Below are 24,076 nucleotides of genomic sequence, written 5' to 3'. Positions count from 1 at the left end.
CCACAAGGGATTGATCATGCAACGCAACATGCTGAAGTCGAAGATCCACCGTGTCGCGGTCACGCACTGCGAGCTGCACTACGAAGGCTCGTGCGCGATCGACGAAGACTTGCTAGAAGCCGCGAACATCGTCGAAAACGAACGGATCGACATCTGGAACATCAACAACGGCGAGCGCTTCTCGACCTACGCGATCAAGGGCGAACGCGGCAGCGGCATGATTTCGCTGAACGGTTCGGCGGCGCGGCGCGCGCAGCTCGGCGATCTGGTGATCATCGCGGCGTTCGCGGTGGTCGACGAAGCGGAGCTGAAGGCAGGCTGGAAGCCGGATCTGGTGTTCGTCGACGAGAACAACAAGATCAAGGGCAGCCGCGATCACGTGCCGACCCAGAACTGGACCTGAGACCGGGATCCATCGCGCGGTTCCATGCAGCGGGCGGCCGCGCCGCCTGCTAAAACCAACCCGCCTAACCCGCCTGCCAACCCTTCCGCCAACGCGCCCTCAGGCCTTCTTGCCGGCCCCGTTCGTCCATTCGACGATCGGCTGCCATTGCTCCAGATCCTTCTCCACGCGGCTTTTCGCGACGTCCCACAAGGTCAGGCCGTGCGCGGCCAATTGCACGTAATTCTGCGTATCGCGCAGAAAACCGAGCACCGGCAGCTGCAAACCCTCGACAAATCGATGCAGCTGCTCCGCTGAACGCGTGCGCGCATCGACCCGCATGCCGACCACGCCGATCTCGATCGCGCCCTTCCGGACCGCTTTTTCCTTCGCCAGGCGCTCGAGAAAATCCTGGGTGGCGAGAATATCGAACAGCGACGGCTGCAATGGCACGATCACCTTGTCCGCCAGATCCAGCGCGATATTCAGGCGGTGGCCGTGCAACCCGGCCGGCGTATCGACCACCGCATGCTCCAGGCCCTTCGGCGGCTTGACCGGTGCGTCCTGGTCGACCTCCCAGGTTTCGATGGCCGGCAGCGTGGCGGGCCGCAGCGACAGCCACGCATGCGCGGACTGCTGCCTGTCCAGGTCCGCCAATGCGACCCATTCGCCTGCTGCCGCGAAATATCCCGCCAGATTGGTCGACAGCGTACTTTTGCCCACGCCGCCTTTCGGATTCGCCACCACGATCACCGTCATGAATTCTCCCGGGAAGAAGGCCGGCGCTGCCAGCCGGTTTGCCGCGCTTTTTGCTCAGAGTTGCGTTGGTGTGCCCCGATCCGCACCGGTTTCAGGGCACTTGCCGATCCAGCCGTTGATAATATCGACAAATGCATCAGGGCCGAAGCCCCGGACGGCTAATTACCGGCCCGCTACAGCCGATTATTCCATCGAGGACCCGAATCTCATGAGCAAACTGCGCCCCGAATACACGATAGACCGCCTGCACGAACGCCAGCAGGGCAAGCTGCCCGGCTTGCTGGGCGTGCATGTCCTCGAACTGGCGCAAGGCACCTTGACCGCAGAATTGACCGTGCGCAGCGAATTGCTCGCGCCGAACGGTTTTTTGCACGCGGCTACTGTGATCGGTCTGGCCGACACCGCCTGCGGCTACGCGTGCCTCGCGCATTTGCCCGAGACGGCGCGCAATTTCACGACCATCGAGCTGAAAAGCAACTTCCTCGGCACCGCCAACGAAGGCACGATCCGCGCGGTCGCCAAGAGCGTGCATCTGGGCCGCAGCACGCAGGTGTGGGACGCCACCGTCACCGATCCGAACGGCAAGACGATGGCGCTGTTTCGCTGCACCCAGATCGTGTTGTATTGACTGAATGGCGCGACGCGCAGCGCCATGAAAAAAGCACGCGGCCTCACGGCGCGTGCTTTTCTATTGCCCGGTGGACCGGACCGCCAGAGCGGTTCGACGAACCGCCAGTGCGGCGGTTCAGGCATGCTTCAGGCGTATCAAGCGCGTATCAAGCAGCCTTTCCAGCAGCGACGGCGCGCGGCGCCTTCGCCCCGCTCAACGCCAGCGCGCCGCCGCCGAGCAGCGACTGCACCGCCAGCGTCACCGCCCAGAACGCCGGATATTCCCATCCGCCATTCGGCGACGCGAATCCCCAGCCGTTGTGCAGATGCGCCGACATCGCGCCGAGCATGAACGGCAGCAGCACCAGCGCAACCCAGCGGACCTGCACGCCAAGCAGCAAAGCGATGCCGCCGATCAGCTCGACGAACGCCGTCAGATAACCGAGCCAGCCCGGCAGGCCCAGCGAAACAAAAAACTGCGCCGTGCCAGGCAGCGTGAAAACAAAAATCTTCTGCAGGCTGTGCGCGAGATAGAGAACGCCCAAGGCGAGGCGAAGCAGTAAAGCGGCCAGATCGGCGGAGCGGTTCGAATTCATGGCAGGTCCTGTGGAGAGAGGCGGCGCATTTCGGCCGTCGATGCAAAGAACTTTATTCGAACCTCCGCGAGCGAAAAACCCTTTCTGACGCTTTGATTATTTCTTACTGAGAGTTAATCGGCGCAGCCCGGCTGCAACCCGGCTGACACAGATCAGCCAATCGCCATGAACAGCTTCGGCAGATCGAGATGCGCGGCCAGCGTGTCGGCCAGGCGATCCAGCGAGGCTTCGCGCAGCGCCGGGTAGTCGATCTGCTCGGCGCCGCTCAGCCCCGCCCACGCCAGCAGCGCGGCGCAGGCGGCCGGGGTGTCGAATAGACCGTGCACGTAGGTGGCGAGAATTTGCCCATCGACGGAAATCGCGCCGTCGGGATGCGCGTGTTGCGCTTCGCCCAGTTGCAGCGCGGGCGAAGCCAGCGCCGGGCCTTGCGTCGCGCCCATGTGAATCTCGTAGCCTGCCACCCCGGGCGCGCCCGGCAACGCGAGGCGTCCGGTCACGTTCTTCAGCGTTTTCTCGCGCGTCAGCACGGTCGAATAGTCGAGCCAGCCGAGGCCCGCGAACGTGCCCGGCGCACCTTCCACGCCATGCGGATCGGCCACTTCGCGACCGAGCATCTGCATGCCGCCGCAAATGCCGATCACGCGGCCGCCGTACCGCAGATGCCGTTCCAGCACTGCGTCCCAGCCTTGTGCGCGCAGATACGCCAGGTCGCCCGGCACGTTCTTCGAACCCGGCAGGATGATCAGATCCGCTGGAGGTGGCGGCGTGCCGCTTCTCACGTAATGAAAATCGACCTGCGGATGGGCGCGCAGCGCGTCGAAATCGGTGTGATTGCTGATGTGCGGCAGCACCGGCACGACCACGCGCAACATGCGTCCGGCGTCGCCGCTGTGCGCTGCGCGCAGTTCGGGCGGCAGCATGTCTTCAGCGTCGAGCGTGAGACCGTGCAGATACGGCACGACGCCCAGCACCGGCTTGCCGGTTTTCGCTTCGAGCCAGTCGAGGCCTGGCTTCAGCAAGCCGACGTCGCCGCGAAACCGGTTGATGATGAAGCCGCGCACGCGCGCCTGCTCGCTCGCCGACAAACACGCGAGCGTGCCGGTCAGATGCGCGAACACGCCGCCTCGATCGATATCGGCCACCAGCACGACCGGGCAATCGACCGCTTCCGCAAAACCCATGTTGGCGATGTCGCGATCACGCAGATTGATTTCGGCGGGACTGCCCGCGCCTTCGACGAAAATCGTGTCGTACGCCGCTTGCAAACGCGCATACGATTCCAGCACCGCCTCGAGCGCCACCGGCTTGTAGTCGTGATACGCGCGCGCGTCGAGATTCATGCGCGCCTTGCCGTGGATGATCACCTGCGCGCCGCGGTCGCTGGTGGGCTTGAGCAGCACCGGATTGAGATCGGTGTGCGCGGCAATCCCCGCGGCGACCGCCTGCAAGGCCTGCGCGCGGCCGATCTCGCCGCCGTCGACCGTCACCGCGCTGTTGAGCGCCATGTTCTGCGGCTTGAACGGCGCGACCCGCACGCCGGCGCGCCGCGCGAGCCGGCACAAGCCGGCGACCAGCGTGCTCTTGCCCGCATCGGACGTGGTGCCCTGAATCATCAGCGTGCCGCGCGGCACGGGTACATCGTCAAGCACGGTCGAAGTGGTGGTCACGGAAAATTGAGCTCAGCGGTGAAAAAGGCAATCAAGCGGCAACGAAGCCGTGACGAAGCGACAATGAGGCGGTAATTAAACGGCTATGAAGCGGGCTATGAAGCAGCGATGAAGCGGCTATGAAGCAATTCGAACGCGGCATTATCCCATCGCGCCGGGAGCGGGTGCGCGCCGGTACAATCACGCGATGATTTCCCGCGACCTCACCTTCGTTCTCGGCGGCGCCCGTTCGGGCAAAAGCGTGCATGCCGAACAGCTGGCGAACGACAGCGCGCGCGCCGTCACATACGTCGCCACCGCGCGCGTGGCTGACGATGCCGAATTCAGCGCGCGTATCGCGCATCATCGCGAGCGGCGTCCGGCGCACTGGCAGTTGCTGGAAGCGCCCGTCGATCTCGCCGGCGCCGTCACGCAAACTGACGCGCCCGGCCACTGCATCCTGATCGACTGTCTGACGTTGTGGCTCGCCAATTTATTGTGTCCGCCTGATGGCGACGGTGTGTCCATCGACCGCTATCCTGCCTATCTCGCCGCATTCGAGGCCGCGCTTTTTGACGCCAAAGGAAAGATCATCGTGGTCAGCAACGAAATCGGCCTGGGCGTGGTGCCGCTCGGCGCGGCCACGCGGCTCTATGTCGACGAACTCGGGCGGCTCAATCAACGTATCGCCGCGTTGAGCACCCAGGTCACGATGATGGTCGCGGGCTTGCCGCTCGCATTGAAAACAGCGGGCCCCGCGTGATGCTCTCGCTCCCCATGCTCGTTACGCTGGCGACCGCCGGCGTCGCCGTCGACCGTTGGTTCGGCGAGCCGCGCCTCGCGCATCCGCTGGTCGGCTTCGGCAAACTCGCGATGCGCCTCGAAGCGCGCTACAACACCGGCCGGCGCTTGCGGCCCAAGGGGCTGCTCGCGTGGTCGCTGGCGGTCATGCCGCCGGTGCTGATCGCCTGGTGGCTGGTCAGCGTGCTGCCGTTTTTGGCGGCCTGCGCCGTGCACGTCGCGTTGCTGTGGTTCGCGCTCGGCGCGCGCAGTCTGCACGATCACATCGCGCCGATCGCCCAGGCGTTGCAGCAACGCGATCTCGCGCAAGCGCGTTTGCTGACCTCGCGCATCGTGTCGCGCGAAACCGCGCATGCCGACGAAGCCGCGCTGTCGCGCGCCGCCGTCGAATCGGCGCTCGAAAACGGCAACGACGCGATCTTCGGCGCGCTGTTCTGGTTTGCGATCGCGGGCGGCCCGGGCGCGCTCGGTTTTCGTCTGGCCAATACGCTCGACGCGATGTGGGGCTATCGCACACCGCGCTATTTGCGCTTCGGCTGGGCCGCCGCACGGCTCGACGACGTGCTCAACTGGATTCCCGCGCGTCTCACCGCGGCGAGCTACGCGCTGCTCGGCGACACGCGCACGGCATGGCGTTGCTGGCGCGAGCAGGCGCCGCGCTGGGACAGCCCGAACGCCGGACCGGTGATGGCCGCGGGCGCCGGCAGTCTGAACGTGTTGATCGGCGGCGCGGCGGTTTATCACGGCGCGCTCGAACATCGGCCGACGCTCGGCGCCGGACAGCCGGCGAACGCCGGCCATGTGACGGCGGCGTTGATGCTGGTCGAGCGCACGGTCATTCTCTGGCTGGCGGTGCTGATCGTGCTGGCTTTGCTGAGCGTGCCTTTTCATGGTTGAGCGCATAAATAAGCACATAAATGAGCGCATGAACGAGCGCATACATGAGCGCATGGCCGGGCGCACGGCTGAGCTCATGGCCGATTCCAGCGCCGCGGTCCACGGCGGCAACCTGCACGAAGCCGCCGAGCGCTACGGCATTCCGTACGCGCAATGGCTCGACCTGTCGACCGGCATCAATCCGCTCGGCTATCCGGTGCCGCCCGTTCCCGCCGATGCATGGCGCCGCCTGCCCGACGAAGGCGACGGCTTTGCCGCCTGCGCCGCGCGTTACTACGGCGCGCCCGATGCCGCGCACGTGCTGCCCGTCGCCGGCAGCCAGGCGGCGATTCGCGCGCTGCCGTCGTTGCTGCCGCGCGCGACGGTCGGCATCGCGCCGCTCACGTACAGCGAATATGCGCCCGCTTTCCAGCGGGCCGGACATCGGGTTTTGCCGCTGGACGTGTCGTGCGATACCTTGCCCGACGCGCTCACGCATGGGGTTGTCGTCAATCCGAATAATCCGACTGCGGAGCATCTGAGCGCCGGCAGGCTGCTGCAATGGCACGCGCAACTGAGCGCGCGCGGCGGCTCACTGCTTGTCGATGAAGCCTTTGCCGATACGATGCCGTCGGCGTCGCTCGCCTCATGCACCGATCGCAACGGCTTGATCGTCTTGCGCTCGCCGGGGAAATTCTTCGGCCTGGCAGGCGTGCGCGCGGGCTTCGTACTTGGCGCGCCGGCGTTGCTCGACGCGTTGCGTCGTACGCTCGGCGCGTGGACCGTCAGCGGCCCGGCTCGTCATGCCGTCAAAGCCGCGTTTGAAGACGAAGCCTGGCAGCGGCAAATGCATGCCCGGCTCGCTGCCGACAGCGCGCGTCTCGTGAACCTGTTGCATGCACAAGGTCTTGCCACGCGCAGCACGCCGCTTTTCGCATGGTGCGCCGATGCACGCGCCGCCGCTTTGCATGACGAATTGGCGCGGCGCGGCGTCTGGACACGGCTGTTCACGGCGTCCGGCAGCGTACGCTTCGGCTTGCCGGCAAGCGAGGCTGAATGGACGCGCTTCGACGAGAGTTTGTGCGAGGGCATGCGCATGATCGACAGCGTCGGCGCCCGATGATCCGGCTCCCCCGCTTCGCCATCGCCGCCGCGCTTTTTGCTAGCGCGCTGCACGCTCACGCCGCAATCACCGTGACCGACGACACCGGCGCGACCGTCACCCTGCCCGCCCCCGCGCAACGCGTGATCAGCCTCGCGCCGCACGTCACCGAACTGCTCTATGCCGCGGGCGGCGGCACGAGACTGGTCGGCGCGGTGTCCTACAGCGACTATCCGCCTGAAGCGAAACAACTGCCGCGCGTCGGCGACAACAAGGCGCTCGATCTCGAACGCATCGCCGCGTTGAAGCCCGATCTGATCGTCGTATGGCGGCATGGCAATGCGCAGCGTCAACTCGACCGTCTGCGCGACATGCATGTGCCGTTGTTCTTCAGCGAGCCGCATCATCTCGACGACGTCGCCGTGTCGCTGACCAGACTCGGGCAATTGCTCGGCACCTCGCCGACCGCCGATGCCGCAGCGGCTGCGTTCCGTCACGACATCGCGCAATTGCGAACGCGGTACGCGAGCCGGCCGCCTGTCAGCGTGTTCTACCAGGTGTGGGATCAACCGTTGATGACGCTCAACGGCGAGCACATGGTCAGCGACGCGATTGCGCTGTGCGGCGGCCGCAACGTGTTCGCGAAACTGGAACCGCTGGTGCCGACCGTCTCGACTGAAGCGGTGCTCGCCGCCAATCCGGAGGCGATCGTCACCGCCGCGCCCGGCGCGACCAGGCCCGCCACGACCTTGCCGCAACTCGACAGCTGGCGCGTATGGCCGGGCTTGAAAGCGGTGGCGAACAACAACCTGTTCGCCATCGACGGCGATTTGATCAACCGCCCGGCGCCACGCATCGCGCAAGGGGCGAAGCAGTTATGCGAGGACCTGGATGTGGCGCGTTCGCGGAGGAAGAGCGGCGCGCAGTGACGCCGAAACAGGAGCGGCGAGCCGTCAGCGCCTGGCAGTATCCGGACGTTTGAACGGCCAGCGTTCGAACTCGGAAAGCCGCAACCGGTAACGCGCGACGTTACCCAAATAGAGATGGTCCAGATCGGACTGGATCGCGTCGACGAAAGAGGACAAGTCTCCCGCGGCCGCCAGGTTCCGCGCGAGCGTTTCGATTTCGCCGCGCGTGCCGGCCAGGCCGCCGCGAATCACCTCCTGCACCACCTGTATCAACGCATTGCGATACTTGAGCCGGAACGCGTCCGGCTCGCCAATCGATTGTCGAATCGCCAGATAGCGTTGACACGACCGCTCGTAGGCCCAGATGAAAACATCGCGCAGCAATTCCACGCGATTGGTTTCGTACACGCCGAGCGTGCCTTCGATATACGCCTTCTCGGGAACGTCGACGAACGACAGCGGACACAGATTCTGCCGAATCAGCGGGATGTTCGCCGTTAGACGCGAGACCCGTTTGTTGACGTCTTCGAAGGGCTGCAAGTACGGCAGGTGCACCATGCCGAAAAAAGCCTGCTCGAACGGATCGTCGATTTGTGCGGCTTTGTTCAGCAGCGCCTCGAAGCATTCCGCGATCTGTTGCGGTACGGCGAGCGGAAAAAATACGGTGCCACTGATCTCCACTTCGCGCGCGCGCAAACGGCCGCTCGCGAACGGGTCCGACATCAGGTTGTCGGAGAGAATCGCGTGAAGGTTCAGTACAGTGAAGCGATTGAAACCCACCTCGTCGGCGCTCTCGACAATCATCTCGATCGCGGCCTTGTGGTTGAGGATCATCTGCGTTTCCTGAGCGTCCTTGCCTTCGGCGATCTGCCCTTGCTCGATCAGGCGCACGGTATCCAGCCGCGTATAAGTGTTGCCCTCGAGCCGCGACGACGCCCACGACAAATCGATCAGAAGCCTGCTCATGATGTCGCGCGCGTAGGTGCCCGCCGGTCGCACATCCGCCGACGTGCGGCCCCACTCATGCAGGCGTTCGCGCTGAGCCTGGGATAGGTAAGTGTCCTGATTGGGGCGGTAGCGCTCGAGAAACGCGCGGTTGTAGCCGGCCGGCCGGCGCTCATGCAGCGGCCTGTTCACCTCTGCGCGAACTTCCAGACCTGCGTTCGACACAGGCACATAGGCTTCGCCTGTAGTGCTTGCGGTTATGAAAGCCTGGGGAGGAGAAACCGCCTCGCTCGAGGCGGAAATCCGCTTATAAGCGACCGCTCGCCCGCCGCCTTCCGACGCGATCCGGCCGGCTTCCAGCAACGCATCGAGGCGGCGTTGCAGCGTGCGGCGCGGCATCGGATGGCGACGCGCGGCGAGTGCCGCGGCGAGCGCGCGGACGCCCCACCCCTCACCGCTTGTAGCGATGAGTTGCTCGATCAGATCCAGTTCCTGTTTGATGCCCTTGCTGTTCATGCGCGCCACCAGAGAGTCGATGTGGCGCGATTAGCGTTATTTGCGCCACTTTTCTCACCTTATTGTGGCACAAATAGGGCTATTCGTGCCACTTTAATGATTGGAGTGGCACGAATAAGGTTTTTCGCGACAAATTTCAGAAAAAGTGGCGCGAATAGTATCTCAACCGGCTAGCGTGTCCGACCGCCGGGAGGCGGCAAGCCGCCCCAGGCGCGGCACTCAAGCATTCCACCTCACCAGCGACCATTGCTGCGCGTCATCGTCCCGGCGCAGCCAGACGATCCCGGCCATTCCCAGCGACCAGTTCAGACAGCGCTCCACCGGCACATCCAGCACCAGCGACGCAATCACGCGAATCACGCCCGCATGCGTGACGACATACGCCGGCGTCAACTCGCGCGTCTGCGCGAATGCCTCGAACCACGCGCGCACCCGCGCGGCGAATTGCGCGACACTCTCGCCGCCATGCGCTCGCGCATGTTCGAAGTTCGCCGCCCACTCGTCGAGCAACGCACGATCGATGGCATCCCAGCGCTGCTGCTCCCAGGCGCCGAAGTTCATTTCCTTCAGACGGTCGTCGTGACTGAGCGCGCAGCCGAAATCGTTCGCCATTGCAGCGGCGAGGGACGCGCAGCGTGTCAGCGGACTCGACATCAAGACGCGCGGCGGCGGCACCTGCAAGGTCGCGAGTTTCAAGGCCAGCGCAATCGCGGACACCTCGACATCCTCGGCAAGCGCCACGTCGCTATGGCCATAACACACGCCTGCATCGAGCGCGACGGCGGGATGGCGGATCAGGACGATATCCATGCAAGCCCCACGAGGTAGATGCTCAATTCAAAAATCTGTTGCGCAAAGCCCAGGCAGTCGCCGGTATACCCGCCGATGCGTCTGACGAAATAACGGCCCATAGCAAAACGCAGCGCCGCCAATACAGCGAATGTGACGCACGCGAATCGCCAGTCGGGCCCGTCGCGCCAGCTCGGCCAGAGCAGCCACGGCAAGCCGGACACCGCCGCGCAGATCAACGCGGAACCGCTCAGGCGTTGCGCGACCGGCCTGGCTTTGCCTTCGGCACGCACATAGTCGAGCGTGGCGAGATAGCTGATCGCGCAGGCGCGGCTGGCCGCATGCGCCGCAATCATCAGACTTGCCGCGCGCATCGGCGGCATGGCGGCGAGCGCTTGCCACTTCAATGCCAGCGCGATCACAAGCGCGATAGCGCCGAATGCACCGATGTGTGAATCACGCATGATGCGCAGCACGTCGTCACGCGTATAGGCGCCACCGAACGCATCGACGCAATCAGCCAGACCGTCTTCGTGAAACGCGCCGGTGACGAGCAGCGACGCGGCCATCGAGAGCAGCACTGCCACGCCCGCCGGAAACACGCGCAACGCCGCGAGATAGACCAGCGCGCTCAAGCCGCCGATCAGCACGCCCACGAGCGGAAAATAGCGCGCCGCCGCGTTCAGGTAGTGCGGCTCGTAGCCGACCCAGCGCGGCACCGGCACGCGCGTGAAATAGCCGAGCGCCGTGAAGAAGTAGCGCAGTTCCGCGAGCGGATTCATGGGCGGGCCGAGCCTGCGATCCGGCGAGGCGGCTTATTGCGAGGCCACCTATCGCAAGGCCACGTATTGCAAGATCGGTTAAGCATCGCGATTGGCGACGCCGGCCGATTCGAAGCTCGCCATCTCGTTGACGAACGCAACGGCAGCGCGCAGCAGCGGCACCGCGAGCGCCGCGCCCGTGCCTTCGCCGAGACGCATATCGAGCGACAACAACGGCAGCGCGCCGAAATGGTCGAGCATGCGCCGATGCCCCGCTTCGTTCGACGCATGCGCGAACACGCAATACTCGCGCACGTTGGGCGCGAACGCATCGGCGACCAGCAGCGCCGAAGTCGCGATGAAACCGTCGACGAGGATCGTCATACGCGCTTCGGCGGCAGCGAGATACGCGCCCGCCATCACCGCGATTTCGAAACCGCCGAACGTGGCGAGCACGTCGAGCGGAGCCGCGGAGACAGCGTGGCGCGCGAGCGCCGAGGCAAGCACGTTGCGCTTTTTCGCCAGGCCCGCGTTGTCGAGACCGGTGCCGCGGCCGACGCATTCGTCGATCGGCACGCCGCACAGGCGGCTCATCAAGCACGCAGCCGACGACGTATTCGCAATCCCCATCTCGCCAAAGCCGATCACGTTGCTGCCGAGCGCCGCGTGATGGCGCACGCGAGCGGCGCCCGCTTGCATCGCGGCGAGCGCCTGGTCATGCGTCATCGCCGGTTCGTGCGCGAAGTTGCGGGTGCCGGGCGCGACCGGAATGTCGATCAGGCCTTCACTGGACGGCAACGGCGTCGCGATCCCCGCATTGACCACCTCGAGCTCGACGCCGGCGACGCGGCTCAATGCATTGATCGCCGCGCCTCCCGAGAGAAAGTTGGCGACCATCTGCGCGGTCACGGCTTGCGGATAAGGACTCACGCCTTCGTCGGCGATACCGTGGTCGCCGGCGAACACGATCATCGCCGGACGTTCGACCGTAGGACGCGTGGTGCGCTGGATCAGACCCATTTGACGCGCCAGCGTCTCGAGCCGGCCGAGGCTGCCGGGCGGCTTGGTTTTGGTATCGATGATGTGTTGCAGTTCGGCGCGCAACGTTTGATCGAGCGGCTCGACCTCGGGCAATTGCAGCAAACCTGGCAAAGAAGTCATAGACGTTTTTCGGAAGAGAGAATGTTTTTTTGAAACGATGATGAAACGCTTATGAAGCGCTTAGCTTGCCCGCGTGTCATCACCGCCAGGCGATTCGTGACGCGGGCGCGGCGCGGGAATCAACGCCTCATGCTCGCCGTCGCGAATCAGAACCAACGGGTACCCAAATGCACGGCTCGTCAGCGCCGGCGTCAGCACGTCATGCACCGGCCCGGCATAGGCGCCGCCGGCGCCGTCGAGCAGCAACGCATGCGTCGCGAAGCGGCGCGCCAGATTCAGGTCGTGACACGAAAACATGACTGTACGCCCAGGCTCGCGTGTCCAGGCGGTCAACGCATCGAGGCAATCGATCTGATGATGCAGATCGAGATGCGACAGCGGTTCGTCGAGCAGCAACAACGGCGCCTGCTGGCACAACACCGCGGCCAGCGCGACGCGTTGCCGTTCGCCGCCCGACAGCGACAGCACGTCGCGCGCTGCGAATTCGGCGAGGCCCAGCGCATCCAGCGCGTCATGCGCGGCGGCGCGGTCAGCGGCGCGTTCCCAGCCCCAGCCGGTCAGATGCGGAAAGCGGTTGAGCATCACGATATCGAGCACGCTCGCGCTGAACGCATCGTGCGCGCTCTGCGGCATCAACGCGCGACGCTGTGCGAGTGGCAGCGGTTGCCAGTCGGCGAGACGCGCGCCGTCGAGCTCGACGTGCCCCGCCGCCGGATGCGAGAGGCCGGCGAGCGTCGCGATCAGCGTCGTCTTGCCCGCACCGTTCGGGCCGGCGACGCACCAGATCTCGCCTGCGTAGAACGTATGCGTGAACGCATCGAGCAGCGTTCGCGAGCCGGCGCGCAACGTCAGGCGTTGCGCGCTGAGCGCGGCATGGGCGGAGTGGTGTGCCTGCATCATCGGCGCCTGCGCAGCAGCATCCACAAAAACACCGGCACGCCGACGATCGAGGTAATCACGCCGACCGGCAATTGCGCCGGCGCAATGACCGTGCGCGCGATCAGGTCGGCGCCCATCACCGCGACACCGCCACCGAGCGCGGCGGCCGGCAACAGCATGCGCTGATCGTTGCCGAACGCGAGCCGCAGCATATGCGGCACCACCAGGCCGACAAAGCCGATGGTGCCCGCTGTCGTCACCGCCGCGGCCGCCGCCAGCGACGCCACCAGATAGACACGCAGGCGCAGCGGCATCACCGCGACGCCGAGCGCCTGCGCGGCCGCATCGCCTCGCAGCAGCACATTGAGCCGCGGCGCAGCGGGCAAGATCGCGATCAGCACGACGAAGAGCGCGGCGAGCGCGGCCCATGGCATTGCGCCGCCGTTGAGGTCGCCGGTCAGCCAGAACAGCATGCCGCGCAGACGATTGTCAGGCGCAAGGTTGAGCAGCAGCGTGATGACGGCGCCCCAGCCGGCCGCGATCACCGCGCCGGTCAGCAGCAAGCGCGGCGACGTGTCCTGCGGCTCGCCCCGCCACAACTCGCGGCGCGCAAGACCGAGCACCAGCAGGATCGACACGAACGCGCCCGCGAACGCGCTGGCATCGACGATCCACCACGCGCAACCGGCGATCATCGCGACCAGCGCAAAAGTCGCCGCACCGCCCGAAACGCCCAACACGTATGGCTCGGCCAGCGGATTGCGCAGCAGCACCTGCAACAGCGCGCCGGCCAACGCGAGCAGCGCGCCGCACGCGAAGCCGGCCAGCGCGCGCGGCAGACGCAATGTCCGCACGATTTCGCTCGCGAGATCCGCCGATGCCGCGGGCGAAGGCACGAGCGCCGCCAGCACGCGCGCGGGCGCGAGCGGCACGCTGCCGAGCGCGAGCGACGCCATCAGCACGATCAGCGCGAGCACGGCGAGCGCGAGCCAGATCGCGGCCGCACGCTTCGCGCTCATGATGGGCATCGCCGTCGCGACCCTCGGACCCGAGCCGCGGTTCATCCGCACGATCTCACGCAGGCGCACCCGTCACTGCTGCTGCCAACCGACCGTGACATACGCACCGCGCCGCGGCGAGTTATACGAGTAGGCCGTTTCATAGTCCTTGTTCAACAGGTTCTGGATTTGCGCAGCCACGCACCACGCTTTCGTGATGTCGTAGCGCGCGGACAGATTCACCACACCGTAACCGCCGAGCTTGCCGCTGCTATCGTCGCGCGCGCCGCTGACGATCCACTCGCCGCCGACACGCCACCCCGCAATACTGCGATTCACCGCTAGCGACGCGAAACGCCGCGCACGCCGCACAAGGTCGACATCGCTGTCGAGGTCGACGGGATTTTGCAGCGTCACCGACGCACGCACATCCGTCCTGCCGACATGACCGCTCCACGATCCTTCGAGCCCTTGCACCTTCGCATGACCGACGTTCGCTGCCAGATAGATGCCGGGCGTCACCTGATGGTAGTCGATCAGATTCGAATAGCGCGCCTGGAACGCGCTCAGGCGCATCACGCCCAGCGCATTCGACGCATACTGCAACGCTGCTTCGATCGAATGACTGCGCTCCGGCTGGATCGACGGATTGCCGCTGATCGGATAGTACAGATCGTCGAAGCTCGGCGCGCGAAACGCATCCGAATAGCTTGCGCTCACCTTCCAATGCTCGGCGATGTCGAAACCGTAGCCGAGATAGTAACTGTTCGCTGCGCCGAAATCGGAATACTGATCGCGCCGTACGTTGGCCTGAATCTGATTGCACCCAAAGCGCCCGCTATAGCCGACGAAGCCCGAATTCACATGCCGGTCGGGCGCCGCAAACGTATCCGAATCGAGGCTCTGATCAAGATGCTCGTAGCCGACCTGCAGCTTCTGCTGCGCGGCGAGCGCGAAATCGTTCTGCCATGTGTACTGGCGATTGTCGGTATCGAAGCGGCCGTTGTAGATGCCGTTGGTGTTCGACACGCTGCGATCGTCGCCTTCGGAGACGATGAAGTGGGTGGTCCACCAGCCGGTCACCTTGCCACTGGCGAACACCGACATCTGCCGCACTTTGGTGTAGAGGTTGTTCAGATCGGTCGGCACGCCGTACGCGTTGTCGTAGCTATTGTTGCCGTTCGACTGGAAATATGTGATGCCTGCGTCCCACTTGTCATTGAACTTGTGGCGCAGCGAGGCGGAGATGCTCTCGTTCAGATAGCCGTTCGGATTCGGATTTGCGTTGGGCGCCTGGGCTGGTTTGAGCGATGAGAAGCCGTCGCCTTTCGAGCGCGCGAGCGAGATGCTGAAGGTGGTCTTGCTGTCTTTGTCCAACGCGCCGTTCACGCCGGCCTGTTGCGTCTGCGTGTGATAACTGCCGTAGCCCACCGAGAAATTGAAACGCGGCGGATGATCGCCGCCGTCTTTCATGAACACCTGCACGACGCCGCCGATCGCGCCCGAGCCGTATGACGCGGACCCATTGCCGTTCACCACTTCGACGTGGTCGACCTGATCGAGCGGAATCTGCGCAAGTTGCGGTGCGCCGAGGCTGACCGAATCGACTCGGACACCGTCGATCAACACCAACGATTGGGTGGACGATGCGTGACGAGACGCCCGCGCTTGCTATGAATCTGCGCTGGACGAATCTCTCCCTCTGGCCGGTATCCGGGCTGGCGACACATCGATCCCGCCTTCTCACGCGTGACGCGCAGTGGCACACTCGTATGTTCAGCTTCGAACACGCGATCGGGATCGACTTGCATGACGACATGCGGTCGCTTACCGTTGCGGGGGCAGCGCAGGCTGGCGCGTTCAGGCGAACGTCGCGCCCTGCTTCCCGTTTAACTGCGCGCCCTGTCGAAAAGCACGCGCGGGCACCAAAGTGCGGCCAGTTTAGGAGCGCCCTCGAGGCCCGTCAAGAATGGTTAATCCTTGCTCGATCCGTTCTGTTAAGTGCAGGTTATTGTCCGATGCAGGCGCAGTTTTTCGTCATAAGGCCGATAAAAGCCTGCACAAAGCGAGGTTGTTACGTCTCGAAACGAGACAATTGTCGGAACCTGCGACATTCCGCGCTAAAATGCGATGTCTTTAGAGGACGCAGCACATGCTCACCGAACTCGAATCACTCTCACAAAATATCGGCAAGCTGATTGCGATCAGCCAGCGCCACAATGAAGCGCGGCTCGCGCTCGAAGAGCAGCTCGCCCGAACGCGCGCTGAAGCGGAAGCCACGCGTACCGAACTCGCGTTGCTGCGCGAGGAACGCGATACGCTGCAAGCGGAACGCGACGCGCTGTCGGCAAAGATCGACGACGCACAGGTGCGCCTGAATGCGATTCTCGAAAAACTGCCGCGGGCACGCGCACAGGCCGAGCCTGACAATCAGCTCGATCTGCTCGAACCCGAGCAACACGAGGTCGAAGCGGACAGCGCCGCCACCCGCCACGGAGAAAATGCATGACCACGAAGCAGATCGAAGTATCGATTCTCGGCGTGCCGTATCGTCTCGCCTGCTCGCCGGAAACCGAAGCGGCGCTGCTCGAAGCGGTGGCACGCGTAGACGCTGAAATGTCGAAGATCCGCAATCACAGCAACGTGCGCGGCACGGATCGCATTGCCGTCATGGCTGCGCTGTCGCTGGCATCGGAACTGCTTAAGCTGCAAACGAGCGTGAGACACGGAGAAGCATTTCCCGCTGAGGAAATCCGGCGTACAATGCGTCAAATGAATGAACAGCTAGGTACTGTGATTCAGCAGTACAGCATGCAGTAAGTGTCTAGTGGCCGTGCCTGAAATCGGCCGCGGATTCAAGCGGAGTGCATGAGCAAAGACTCGCGCGAACGTTTGAGTTCCATCGTTTTAGCTTCATCGGTTTAGCTTCCCTGCCTGGTTCGCCAAGGTCATATATTCCTTGAACCAATGCCATGTGCACGGTTGTGGAAATTTGTAGCACGGGTGTGCGCGTCACTCTGTCTGATGTACCCGAAGTGCTGCTAACTGCGACCAATTCTGAACCCCCGGTTCAGGATGCCGGCCTAGCGGCTAAGGCGGGGACCTTATTTAGAACGGCATCGGACTTCGGTTCGGTGCCGTTTTTCTTTGGGCCTCCGGTTTCTTTCGCATCTTCACCTTCTTAAGGTTCAATTCGATTCATGCGCTACTGGCTAATGAAGTCCGAACCGGACGAAGCAAGCATCGACCATCTCGCCAATGCACCGCAACGCACGCTGCCGTGGACCGGCGTGCGCAACTATCAGGCGCGCAATTTCATGCGCGACATGATGCAGGTCGGCGACGGTGTGCTGTTCTATCACTCGAGCTGCCCCGAACCGGGCATCGCGGGGCTCGCCGAGGTGTCGTCCACGGCTTATCCGGATCCGACGCAGTTCGACAGGAAGAGCCCCTACTACGACCCGAAGTCGTCGCCGGAAACGCCGCGCTGGCTGCTCGTCGACGTAGTGTTCAAGAAGAGGATCCCTCTGATCCCGCTTGCCGCGTTGCGCGAGCATGAGGAACTCGCGGACATGCGCGTGCTGGCGAAGGGCAACCGTTTGTCGATCACGCCGGTGACCGAAGCCGAATGGCGTTTCATCACGAAGCGGCTTGTTTGAAGCTGCATGTGTATGTGCGGTACGTTGTCACTGCCGCGCGTGCAAAGCAGGAGCAAACCGGGACCCGACCTTGAAACAACGTCAAATTGGGGAACCAAGCCGAGGTTACAAGCGCCTAACGGACTCGCAAATGGACACGCAAACGCCGTGCCATTGCAGCGCATTTGCTCCAATCGCGCATAACCTGTTCAAGCAAGGAGTCCGGGAATGACAAAAAACACTGCACGTGCCCTCGCACTCGCTCTCGTGTGCGTGGCCCCTGCCGCCCTCGCATTGACGCCGGCCATGGCGCGCGCGCAAGGCGTGACACAATATCAGCCCTCGGGCGTGCTGTCGCTGAATGCGCAGGCCAGCGCGGAAGTGCCGCAAGACGTCGTCGATATCACGCTGTTTTATGAGCAGGAAGCGAGCGATCCGTCGGCACTCACGTCAACGCTGAATCAGCGCGCCGATTCGGCGCTGCAAAAAGCCAAGGGCGTGAATGGCGTGACCGCGCGCACGGGTTCGTTCTCGATCTATCCGTCAACCGATCGCGACGGCCGTATTTCCGCGTGGCGCGGCCGCACGGAAATCGTGCTCGAATCGCACGACTTCGCCGCCGCGTCGAAGCTCGCGGGTCAGATGGCATCGATCATGCAGGTCGGCAACGTGCAATTCTCGCTGTCGCCTGAAGCGCAGCGCGCCGCCGAACAGAAGCTCACCGGCGAAGCGATCAGGTCGTTCCGCGAGCAGGCTTCTTCGTCGGCACAGGCGTTCGGCTACAGCGGCTATTCGATCCGCGAGGTCAACGTCGGGCGCAACGGCATCATGCCGCGCCCGATGATGATGATGAGCGCACGTGCGATGAGCGCCGACGCGAAGGCCTCGGCGCCGGTGCCGATCGAAGGCGGCACGTCCACGGTGACGGTCAATGTGTCAGGTTCGGTGCAGATGAAATAACGCGTTTTACGCCGCACGTACTACTGCAAAAAAAACGCCGCGGCATGCCGTGGCGTTTTTTATTGGCTACGATAAAGCGTAGCGTTAGTTCGCGCCGACCGCGCGCGCCGCTTCACGGCGCGCATGACCATGGAACCACACAAACGACAAACCGTAGCGATCAGTTCGCGCCGACCGTCTGAGCTGGTTCACGGCGCGCGCGGCGATACGCCCACACCAGTATCACGATGCCCGCGAGAATCATCGGCAGCGAGAGCCACTGGCCCATCGAGAGTCCCATTGCCAGAAGCCCAAGGAAATCGTCCGGTTCGCGCGCGAACTCCACGGTGAAGCGCGCGAGGCCGTAGCCGATCAGGAACACCGCGGAAATCGCGCCCGTCGGCTTCGGTTTGCGCGAGAAAAAGAACAACACGAAGAACAGCGCGACGCCTTCGAGCGCGATCTCATACAGCTCCGACGGATGGCGCGGCAGCATGTGATATTGAGCGAACACTTCGTTCAGATGCCATTGCGAGGCCAGCTGCGGATGCGCGGCGAGCCAAGCGGCGTCATCAGGCGCGGCGCCCGGAAACAGCATCGCCCACGGCGCCGACGGATCGGTCACACGGCCCCACAGCTCGCCGTTGATGAAGTTGCCGAGGCGTCCCGCCGCAAGCCCGGTCGGCACCATCGGCGCGACGAAATCGGTGACTTGCAGCCACGAGCGCTTGCGTTGATACGCAAACAGCACCATCGCCAGCGTCACGCCGAGGAAGCCGCCATGAAACGACATGCCGCCTTCCCACACCTTGAAGATGTCGAGCGGATGCGCGAAATAAAAACTCGCCTTATAGAACAGCACGTAGCCGAGCCGTCCGCCGAGAATGGTGCCGATCACGCCATAGAACAGCATGTCGTCGATATCTTTGGCGGTCCAGCCTTGCGCGGCGACGTACGGCAAACGCAGCCGCAACCGGCCGACGACGATCGCCGCGATGAACGCGACGAGGTACATCAGTCCGTACCAGCGCACTGCGAGCGGCCCCAGATGAATGGCAACGGGGTCGAAATTCGGGTGAATGAGCATCGTGTTGTTATGGGCAGTTCAGGTTCAGAAGCGGATTTTCCAGTAGCGCGCGGCGTGCGCATCGTGCAGCGCAAGCATTGGACGGTTCGGCGTGAAATGCGTTCGCGGCAGACCTACGTACGCGGTGCGCCATATGGCTCGACGGTGGCCGCATGCGCGCGCACGATCTCGATGAAGCCCGCCAACACCGGGCTCACCTCCGCCGTGCGCCAGACGAGGCCGGTCTCGATCGCCGGCACCGATTCGCTGAGCGGCCGGTACACGACGCCGGTGCGGCGCAGATTACGCAGCGATTGCGGCACCAGTGCGACACCCATGCCGGCCGACACGAGGCTCACGATCGTCTGCATCTGGATCGCTTCCTGGCCGACCCGGGGCGCGAGGCCCGCCACGCCGTAGCAATCCATAATGATGTCATAAAAGCCTGGCGCCAAACGTCTCGGGAAGATCACGAGCGGCGCATCGGCGACGTCGCGCAGGCTGATCGGCGTGTCCAGCCATTCTGCTTGCGGGTCTGCGCCAGACCCGGCGTCAGACCCGGCCACACTGCCCAAACGCGCCGCCATCTCCGACGACATCGCGATCACCAGCGGCTCGCGCGCGATCGGCAGCCATGAGAGCTCGGTGGCATGCCGCGACGGCAGCGGCGCGATCACAAGGCCCGCATCGATGCGCCCGGCCACCAGTTCGTCGACCTGCACGTCACTGGTCGCCTCGGTCAGCTCGAGCCGCACGCGCGGATGACGCGCGCCGAAATCGCGCAGCAACAGCGGCAGCAGGCCGTAATCCGCAGTGGAGACGAACGCCAGCGACAATACGCCCGCTTCGCCGCGCGCGAGACTCTGCGCCAACGGCCGCAGTCCCTCCGCGCTCGCCAGCAGGCGCTGCACTTCGGGCAGCAGATCGGCGCCCACCGGCGTCAACTCGACCGAGCGCTTGGTCCGCGCGAACAGCTCGACGCCGAGCGTCTCCTCGAGCGCCCGGATGGCCTGCGAGAGCGGCGGCTGCGTCATGGAAAGGCGCGCGGCTGCCCGCCCGAAGTGTTTTTCTTCAGCAACGGTGACGAAATAGCGCAATTGGCGCAGATCGGGGATAGCAGGCAGCATGATTAATACATTTTACGACCTAATCGAGCCTGAATAATATATTGGACACGCGCTTCGCAAAACTGCATCCTTGCGCAACGCGTCAGAACTACACTGGACTGATGCAGCCGACAGCCCACGTCGGCAAGGCAAAAACCGCAACAAACATTGCCGGAAAACAGCAACCGAACACGCAGTACGGATCAAAACAAAACAGATTGGAGTTCCCCATGGCATACAACCGTCGTTCGAAGAACATCACGCAAGGCGTGGCGCGTTCGCCGAACCGCTCGATGTACTACGCACTCGGCTATCAGAAAGAAGATTTCGACAAGCCGATGATCGGCATCGCCAACGGCCATTCGACCATCACCCCGTGTAACGCCGGCCTGCAGCGTCTGGCCGACGCGGCGGTCGCCGCGGTCAAGGGCGCCGACGCGAATCCGCAGATCTTCGGCACGCCGACCATTTCGGACGGCATGTCGATGGGCACCGAAGGCATGAAGTACTCGCTCGTGTCGCGCGAAGTGATCGCCGACTGCATCGAGACCTGCGTGCAAGGCCAGTGGCTGGACGGCGTGGTCGTGATCGGCGGCTGCGACAAGAACATGCCGGGCGGCATGATCGGCCTCGCGCGCATGAACGTGCCGGGGATCTACGTGTACGGCGGCACGATCCGTCCGGGCAACTGGAAAGGCACCGACCTGACCATCGTGTCGTCGTTCGAAGCCGTGGGCGAATTCACCGCCGGCCGGATGTCGCAGGAAGATTTTGAAGGGGTCGAAAAGAACGCGTGCCCGTCGACGGGTTCGTGCGGCGGCATGTACACCGCCAACACGATGAGCTCGTCGTTCGAAGCGCTCGGCATGTCGCTGCTGTATTCGTCGACCATGGCGAATCCGGATCAGGAAAAGGTCGATTCGGCAGCCGAATCCGCACGCGTGCTGGTCGAAGCGGTCAAGAAGGACCTGAAGCCGCGCGACATCATCACGAAGAAGTCGATCGAAAACGCCGTGGCCGTGATCATGGCGACCGGCGGCTCGACCAACGCGGTGCTGCACTTCCTGGCGATCGCACACGCGGCCGAAGTGGAATGGAGCATTGAAGACTTCGAGCGCATGCGCAAGAAAGTGCCGGTGATCTGTAACCTGAAGCCGTCGGGCCAATACGTGGCGACCGATCTGCACAAGGCCGGCGGCATTCCGCAAGTCATGAAGATCCTGCTCGACGCAGGTCTGCTCCACGGCGATTGCATCACCATCACCGGCAAGACGATCGCTGAAGAACTGAAGGACGTGCCGAGCAAGCCGCGCGCGGACCAGCAGGTGATTTTCCCGATCGAGCAGGCGCTGTACAAGGAAGGCCACCTCGCAATCCTGAAGGGCAACCTGGCCGAAGACGGCGCCGTCGCCAAGATCACCGGTCTGAAGAATCCGGTCATCACCGGCCCGGCTCGCGTGTTCGACGACGAGCAAAGTGCGCTGGAAGCCATTCTGGCCGACAACATCAAGGCTGGCGACGTCGTGGTGCTGCGTTACCTCGGCCCGAAGGGCGGCCCCGGCATGCCGGAAATGCTGGCGCCCACTTCGGCGATCATCGGCAAGGGTCTGGGCGAAACCGTCGGCCTCATCACCGACGGCCGTTTCTCGGGCGGCACGTGGGGCATGGTGGTCGGCCACGTCGCGCCGGAAGCGTTCGTGGGCGGCACGATCGCATTCGTGCAGGAAGGCGATTCGATCACCATCGACGCTCACAAGCTGCTCCTGCAACTGAACATCGACGACGCCGAACTGGCACGCCGCCGCGCCGCATGGCAACAGCCGAAGCCGCGTTACACGCGCGGTGTGCTGGCGAAGTACTCCGCGCTGGCGCTGCCTGCCAACAAGGGCGCGGTGACGGGCTGAACGTGCATTGAGGACGCGCAGACTCGCCTCGATTCGAGGCGGCTCGGCGCTACGAAAAGCGCTGCATAGCGTTTCGTAAGAGCGCAAAAGGGGCGCACGGAAAACCGTGCGCCCCTTTCCTTTTATAATGCCTGCACCACGAGTCAGGCACCTGCACCGACGGAGACCAGAATGAAATCAATGTCGTATGCGGCGTTTGCGGTGGCCGGCGCATTGGCCGCCGCGTCAGGCGCGGGCAGTTCGGCTCACGCGGAGGCCGCTCAGGGCCTCGCACTTGCCCAGCAGCAGAACTGCATGAGCTGTCACTCGGTGACGCGTCCATTCATGGGACCGGCACTTCACGATGTCGCCGCGAAATATGCCGGACGCGAAGATGCCGCTACGTATCTGAAGCACAAGATCATGGACGGCAGCACGGGCGTGTGGGGTGCGGTGCCGATGCCCGCGAATACGCAGCTCACGCCCGATCAGGCGGCCATGCTGGCGAGCTGGGTGATGACACTCAAATGAAGACACTCAAATGAAGGCGCTCGAATAGCGGCGCCCGGATAAAGATACGCCGCCTCCCCCGCTTACGCGCCGCCCGAGCGCCGCGCAATCTCTTCTTCAACCGCTTCGCGCACCCAGCCGGTCATCTCCGTTTCAAGCGCCAGCGCCACTTCACTCGTGATCTGGTTGACGAGCCATGCAGTGTGTTCCTGCAACGCTTCGCGGCAGCGCGCTTCGATGATGCCGCGCCCTTCTCCCCACAGAAATCCCGCGAACCGTCCGCGCAGACGTTCGGCGATCACGTCGGCATCCAGACTCTGCTGGGCAGGCGCCGGCGCTTCATGAGCGATATCCGGCGGCACGATCGCGCCCGCTTCGGCCGGCGCAAGCGGCTCAGTCCTATCGAACACGCCCGCTGACGGCGCAAATTCCGGTTCCTGCCCGTGCCGCGAATCCCCATGCGGGTGGGCCTTCGAGCGTTTTTTTGGATGCGCATGAGCCGGTTCAGGCTCGTGCGCAGGCTCCGGCGCAAAGGCCGGTTCTTTTGCGGTGACGGGTTCAGACACCGGCTGCGTCGCCGGCGCAGCCTCCGCGCCCGGCTCGTGGCGCGCCTGAGCAGGATCGCCCGGTACGAGAATCTCGTGCAGAACCGGGATCGAATTGTCGTTGGGATCGGACACGCTCACCCTCCGTGTTTGAGTCGAAGCTGAAGCAGGGCCGCGTGCGCGCCGAATCCGGCACGACAGGAAAGGACGCCGCGCGACGCGGAAGATGGAACCTAGCTGCCCTGCTTGTAGTTGTTCAAAGCATAGCCGCGATCGCGGTAGAAGCGATAGCGTTCGCGGCCCGCAGCGAGTTCGTCGTGTGCGTTACCGACCACTTCCAGCAGTCGTTCGAAGCGCGCGAATTGCGCCGGCACCGTGGCGCCGAGATTGAGCAGCACCTGATGGTGCGGCACGTCATCGAGATTCGACGCCAGCACGATCGGTGTCTGCACGGCAAGCGGCGTGCCCGCCATGCAATGCGGCACGAAGTCGAGCGGCGAGAACGTCCACAGCTGCTCGTCGAAAGCCCGCAACCGCGGCGGCTCGGCCAGCACGACGGTCGGCTGGCCCGCCTGATACGCCTTGCGGATCAGGCGGCACGCATACAGCAGCGAATCGCCGACGTTCGAGTGAAAGTCGATTCTCGTCATCGGCGGCTCCG

At 64.1% G+C, this 24,076-nt stretch carries 25 protein-coding genes, 1 other RNA gene, 1 pseudogene and 1 riboswitch; of the genes and pseudogenes, 13 read left to right on the top strand and 14 right to left on the bottom strand.

The annotated features are described in order from the left end of the window. Positions 1 to 16: 16 nt before the first annotated feature. Positions 17 to 403 (top strand): aspartate 1-decarboxylase, encoded by a 387-nt coding sequence (gene panD, locus AC07WT_RS04550; protein ID WP_006048527.1) that lies wholly within the window; start codon positions 17 to 19, stop codon positions 401 to 403. A 99-nt stretch (positions 404 to 502) separates the two neighbouring features. On the opposite strand, the gene AC07WT_RS04545 is transcribed toward panD, so the two are convergent. After that, on the bottom strand, positions 503 to 1,141 hold the full coding sequence (locus tag AC07WT_RS04545; protein ID WP_494946204.1) for a ParA family protein: 639 nt from the start codon (positions 1,139 to 1,141) through the stop codon (positions 503 to 505). Between the two features lie 208 nt (positions 1,142 to 1,349). On the opposite strand from AC07WT_RS04545, the gene AC07WT_RS04540 reads away from it, so the two are divergent. Then, complete coding sequence (locus tag AC07WT_RS04540) at positions 1,350 to 1,769, top strand: PaaI family thioesterase (RefSeq protein ID WP_492591089.1); 420 nt, start codon at positions 1,350 to 1,352, stop codon at positions 1,767 to 1,769. 148 nt (positions 1,770 to 1,917) lie between these two features. On the opposite strand, the gene AC07WT_RS04535 is transcribed toward AC07WT_RS04540, so the two are convergent. Continuing rightward, the gene (locus tag AC07WT_RS04535; protein WP_494946203.1) at positions 1,918 to 2,346 is read right to left on the bottom strand and encodes a DoxX family protein; all 429 of its coding nucleotides are present in this window, start codon (positions 2,344 to 2,346) and stop codon (positions 1,918 to 1,920) included. Between the two features lie 152 nt (positions 2,347 to 2,498). Continuing rightward, entirely contained in the window at positions 2,499 to 3,959 is a 1,461-nt protein-coding gene (locus tag AC07WT_RS04530) for a cobyric acid synthase (protein WP_494948380.1), read from the bottom strand. A 241-nt stretch (positions 3,960 to 4,200) separates the two neighbouring features. On the opposite strand from AC07WT_RS04530, the gene cobU reads away from it, so the two are divergent. The 4 genes from cobU (at position 4,201) to AC07WT_RS04510 (ending at position 7,700) form a co-directional block, all read left to right on the top strand. After that, positions 4,201 to 4,755 (top strand): bifunctional adenosylcobinamide kinase/adenosylcobinamide-phosphate guanylyltransferase, encoded by a 555-nt coding sequence (gene cobU, locus AC07WT_RS04525; protein ID WP_494946202.1) that lies wholly within the window; start codon positions 4,201 to 4,203, stop codon positions 4,753 to 4,755. Next, entirely contained in the window at positions 4,755 to 5,690 is a 936-nt protein-coding gene (cbiB, locus tag AC07WT_RS04520) for an adenosylcobinamide-phosphate synthase CbiB (protein WP_492591092.1), read from the top strand. Before cobU ends, cbiB begins: the two co-directional genes overlap by 1 nt. A 76-nt stretch (positions 5,691 to 5,766) precedes the next feature. Then, on the top strand, positions 5,767 to 6,792 hold the full coding sequence (cobD, locus tag AC07WT_RS04515) for a threonine-phosphate decarboxylase CobD (protein WP_494946201.1): 1,026 nt from the start codon (positions 5,767 to 5,769) through the stop codon (positions 6,790 to 6,792). Next, positions 6,789 to 7,700, top strand: a complete 912-nt coding sequence (locus AC07WT_RS04510) for a cobalamin-binding protein (RefSeq protein WP_494946200.1) — start codon at positions 6,789 to 6,791, stop codon at positions 7,698 to 7,700. The genes cobD and AC07WT_RS04510 overlap by 4 nt, the downstream gene beginning before the upstream one ends. Before the next feature lie 24 nt (positions 7,701 to 7,724). Here AC07WT_RS04510 and AC07WT_RS04505 read toward each other — a convergent pair whose 3' ends face one another. From AC07WT_RS04505 to AC07WT_RS04475, 7 genes and pseudogenes are all read right to left on the bottom strand, one after another. Continuing rightward, positions 7,725 to 9,140, bottom strand: coding sequence for a Fic family protein (locus AC07WT_RS04505; RefSeq protein WP_494946199.1), 1,416 nt, complete (start codon positions 9,138 to 9,140; stop codon positions 7,725 to 7,727). 219 nt (positions 9,141 to 9,359) lie between these two features. Continuing rightward, positions 9,360 to 9,950 (bottom strand): alpha-ribazole phosphatase, encoded by a 591-nt coding sequence (gene cobC / locus AC07WT_RS04500; RefSeq protein ID WP_494946198.1) that lies wholly within the window; start codon positions 9,948 to 9,950, stop codon positions 9,360 to 9,362. Then, on the bottom strand, positions 9,935 to 10,711 hold the full coding sequence (locus AC07WT_RS04495; protein ID WP_494946197.1) for an adenosylcobinamide-GDP ribazoletransferase: 777 nt from the start codon (positions 10,709 to 10,711) through the stop codon (positions 9,935 to 9,937). Before AC07WT_RS04495 ends, cobC begins: the two co-directional genes overlap by 16 nt. A gap of 78 nt (positions 10,712 to 10,789) precedes the next feature. Beyond that, the gene (cobT, locus tag AC07WT_RS04490; RefSeq protein WP_494946196.1) at positions 10,790 to 11,851 is read right to left on the bottom strand and encodes a nicotinate-nucleotide--dimethylbenzimidazole phosphoribosyltransferase; all 1,062 of its coding nucleotides are present in this window, start codon (positions 11,849 to 11,851) and stop codon (positions 10,790 to 10,792) included. 60 nt (positions 11,852 to 11,911) lie between these two features. Continuing rightward, complete coding sequence (locus AC07WT_RS04485) at positions 11,912 to 12,751, bottom strand: ABC transporter ATP-binding protein (RefSeq protein ID WP_494946195.1); 840 nt, start codon at positions 12,749 to 12,751, stop codon at positions 11,912 to 11,914. Continuing rightward, a complete protein-coding gene (locus AC07WT_RS04480; protein WP_494948379.1) occupies positions 12,748 to 13,794 on the bottom strand; it encodes a FecCD family ABC transporter permease in 1,047 nt (348 codons plus the stop codon). The genes AC07WT_RS04485 and AC07WT_RS04480 overlap by 4 nt, the downstream gene beginning before the upstream one ends. 27 nt (positions 13,795 to 13,821) lie before the next feature. Continuing rightward, positions 13,822 to 15,384: pseudogene (locus AC07WT_RS04475) on the bottom strand (TonB-dependent receptor domain-containing protein); the annotation flags it as partial. Between the two features lie 31 nt (positions 15,385 to 15,415). Next, a riboswitch (cobalamin riboswitch) is annotated at positions 15,416 to 15,673 on the bottom strand. Positions 15,674 to 15,880: 207 nt separating this feature from the next. Here AC07WT_RS04475 and AC07WT_RS04470 point away from each other — a divergent pair. From AC07WT_RS04470 to AC07WT_RS04450, 5 genes are all read left to right on the top strand, one after another. Next, positions 15,881 to 16,237, top strand: a complete 357-nt coding sequence (locus tag AC07WT_RS04470) for an ATPase (RefSeq protein WP_492591100.1) — start codon at positions 15,881 to 15,883, stop codon at positions 16,235 to 16,237. Then, entirely contained in the window at positions 16,234 to 16,548 is a 315-nt protein-coding gene (locus AC07WT_RS04465) for a cell division protein ZapA (RefSeq protein WP_492591101.1), read from the top strand. The genes AC07WT_RS04470 and AC07WT_RS04465 overlap by 4 nt, the downstream gene beginning before the upstream one ends. 104 nt (positions 16,549 to 16,652) lie before the next feature. Further along, a non-coding RNA gene (gene ssrS / locus AC07WT_RS04460) (6S RNA) lies at positions 16,653 to 16,834 on the top strand. Between the two features lie 94 nt (positions 16,835 to 16,928). Further along, positions 16,929 to 17,387, top strand: coding sequence for an EVE domain-containing protein (locus tag AC07WT_RS04455; RefSeq protein WP_494946194.1), 459 nt, complete (start codon positions 16,929 to 16,931; stop codon positions 17,385 to 17,387). Positions 17,388 to 17,594: 207 nt separating this feature from the next. After that, entirely contained in the window at positions 17,595 to 18,326 is a 732-nt protein-coding gene (locus AC07WT_RS04450) for an SIMPL domain-containing protein (RefSeq protein ID WP_492591103.1), read from the top strand. Positions 18,327 to 18,486: 160 nt separating this feature from the next. Here the strand turns inward: AC07WT_RS04450 and lgt are convergent, their stop codons facing one another. Further along, a complete protein-coding gene (gene lgt / locus AC07WT_RS04445; protein WP_494946193.1) occupies positions 18,487 to 19,392 on the bottom strand; it encodes a prolipoprotein diacylglyceryl transferase in 906 nt (301 codons plus the stop codon). 113 nt (positions 19,393 to 19,505) lie between these two features. Further along, positions 19,506 to 20,498 (bottom strand): LysR family transcriptional regulator, encoded by a 993-nt coding sequence (locus AC07WT_RS04440; protein ID WP_494946192.1) that lies wholly within the window; start codon positions 20,496 to 20,498, stop codon positions 19,506 to 19,508. Between the two features lie 209 nt (positions 20,499 to 20,707). Here AC07WT_RS04440 and ilvD point away from each other — a divergent pair, with 209 nt between their 5' ends. Then, the gene (ilvD, locus tag AC07WT_RS04435; protein ID WP_492591106.1) at positions 20,708 to 22,381 is read left to right on the top strand and encodes a dihydroxy-acid dehydratase; all 1,674 of its coding nucleotides are present in this window, start codon (positions 20,708 to 20,710) and stop codon (positions 22,379 to 22,381) included. A gap of 171 nt (positions 22,382 to 22,552) precedes the next feature. Then, positions 22,553 to 22,891 (top strand): c-type cytochrome, encoded by a 339-nt coding sequence (locus AC07WT_RS04430; RefSeq protein WP_494946191.1) that lies wholly within the window; start codon positions 22,553 to 22,555, stop codon positions 22,889 to 22,891. Between the two features lie 62 nt (positions 22,892 to 22,953). Here the strand turns inward: AC07WT_RS04430 and AC07WT_RS04425 are convergent, their stop codons facing one another. Both AC07WT_RS04425 and AC07WT_RS04420 read right to left on the bottom strand, forming a co-directional pair. Beyond that, entirely contained in the window at positions 22,954 to 23,550 is a 597-nt protein-coding gene (locus tag AC07WT_RS04425; RefSeq protein WP_494946190.1) for a DUF2486 family protein, read from the bottom strand. Between the two features lie 98 nt (positions 23,551 to 23,648). Further along, positions 23,649 to 24,065: a DNA polymerase III subunit chi gene (locus tag AC07WT_RS04420; protein ID WP_492591109.1), complete on the bottom strand. Its 417-nt coding sequence runs from the start codon at positions 24,063 to 24,065 to the stop codon at positions 23,649 to 23,651. Positions 24,066 to 24,076 lie beyond the last annotated feature (11 nt).

Source organism: Paraburkholderia sp. GW821-FHT02A12, assembly GCF_059422005.1.
Note: the sequence above shows the minus strand (reverse complement) of the source record. Positions and strands in the feature narration are given on the sequence as shown.

What these genes read in the sequence shown, in the direction of transcription:
- panD (WP_006048527.1), top strand. Translation starts at nt 17, where the DNA reads ATGCAACGCAACATGCTGAAGTCGAAGATCCACCGTGTCGCGGTCACG.
- AC07WT_RS04545 (WP_494946204.1), bottom strand. Translation starts at nt 1,141, where the DNA reads ATGACGGTGATCGTGGTGGCGAATCCGAAAGGCGGCGTGGGCAAAAGT.
- AC07WT_RS04540 (WP_492591089.1), top strand. Translation starts at nt 1,350, where the DNA reads ATGAGCAAACTGCGCCCCGAATACACGATAGACCGCCTGCACGAACGC.
- AC07WT_RS04535 (WP_494946203.1), bottom strand. Translation starts at nt 2,346, where the DNA reads ATGAATTCGAACCGCTCCGCCGATCTGGCCGCTTTACTGCTTCGCCTC.
- AC07WT_RS04530 (WP_494948380.1), bottom strand. Translation starts at nt 3,959, where the DNA reads ATGATTCAGGGCACCACGTCCGATGCGGGCAAGAGCACGCTGGTCGCC.
- cobU (WP_494946202.1), top strand. Translation starts at nt 4,201, where the DNA reads ATGATTTCCCGCGACCTCACCTTCGTTCTCGGCGGCGCCCGTTCGGGC.
- cbiB (WP_492591092.1), top strand. Translation starts at nt 4,755, where the DNA reads ATGCTCTCGCTCCCCATGCTCGTTACGCTGGCGACCGCCGGCGTCGCC.
- cobD (WP_494946201.1), top strand. Translation starts at nt 5,767, where the DNA reads ATGGCCGATTCCAGCGCCGCGGTCCACGGCGGCAACCTGCACGAAGCC.
- AC07WT_RS04510 (WP_494946200.1), top strand. Translation starts at nt 6,789, where the DNA reads ATGATCCGGCTCCCCCGCTTCGCCATCGCCGCCGCGCTTTTTGCTAGC.
- AC07WT_RS04505 (WP_494946199.1), bottom strand. Translation starts at nt 9,140, where the DNA reads ATGAACAGCAAGGGCATCAAACAGGAACTGGATCTGATCGAGCAACTC.
- cobC (WP_494946198.1), bottom strand. Translation starts at nt 9,950, where the DNA reads ATGGATATCGTCCTGATCCGCCATCCCGCCGTCGCGCTCGATGCAGGC.
- AC07WT_RS04495 (WP_494946197.1), bottom strand. Translation starts at nt 10,711, where the DNA reads ATGAATCCGCTCGCGGAACTGCGCTACTTCTTCACGGCGCTCGGCTAT.
- cobT (WP_494946196.1), bottom strand. Translation starts at nt 11,851, where the DNA reads ATGACTTCTTTGCCAGGTTTGCTGCAATTGCCCGAGGTCGAGCCGCTC.
- AC07WT_RS04485 (WP_494946195.1), bottom strand. Translation starts at nt 12,751, where the DNA reads ATGATGCAGGCACACCACTCCGCCCATGCCGCGCTCAGCGCGCAACGC.
- AC07WT_RS04480 (WP_494948379.1), bottom strand. Translation starts at nt 13,794, where the DNA reads ATGAACCGCGGCTCGGGTCCGAGGGTCGCGACGGCGATGCCCATCATG.
- AC07WT_RS04470 (WP_492591100.1), top strand. Translation starts at nt 15,881, where the DNA reads ATGCTCACCGAACTCGAATCACTCTCACAAAATATCGGCAAGCTGATT.
- AC07WT_RS04465 (WP_492591101.1), top strand. Translation starts at nt 16,234, where the DNA reads ATGACCACGAAGCAGATCGAAGTATCGATTCTCGGCGTGCCGTATCGT.
- AC07WT_RS04455 (WP_494946194.1), top strand. Translation starts at nt 16,929, where the DNA reads ATGCGCTACTGGCTAATGAAGTCCGAACCGGACGAAGCAAGCATCGAC.
- AC07WT_RS04450 (WP_492591103.1), top strand. Translation starts at nt 17,595, where the DNA reads ATGACAAAAAACACTGCACGTGCCCTCGCACTCGCTCTCGTGTGCGTG.
- lgt (WP_494946193.1), bottom strand. Translation starts at nt 19,392, where the DNA reads ATGCTCATTCACCCGAATTTCGACCCCGTTGCCATTCATCTGGGGCCG.
- AC07WT_RS04440 (WP_494946192.1), bottom strand. Translation starts at nt 20,498, where the DNA reads ATGCTGCCTGCTATCCCCGATCTGCGCCAATTGCGCTATTTCGTCACC.
- ilvD (WP_492591106.1), top strand. Translation starts at nt 20,708, where the DNA reads ATGGCATACAACCGTCGTTCGAAGAACATCACGCAAGGCGTGGCGCGT.
- AC07WT_RS04430 (WP_494946191.1), top strand. Translation starts at nt 22,553, where the DNA reads ATGAAATCAATGTCGTATGCGGCGTTTGCGGTGGCCGGCGCATTGGCC.
- AC07WT_RS04420 (WP_492591109.1), bottom strand. Translation starts at nt 24,065, where the DNA reads ATGACGAGAATCGACTTTCACTCGAACGTCGGCGATTCGCTGCTGTAT.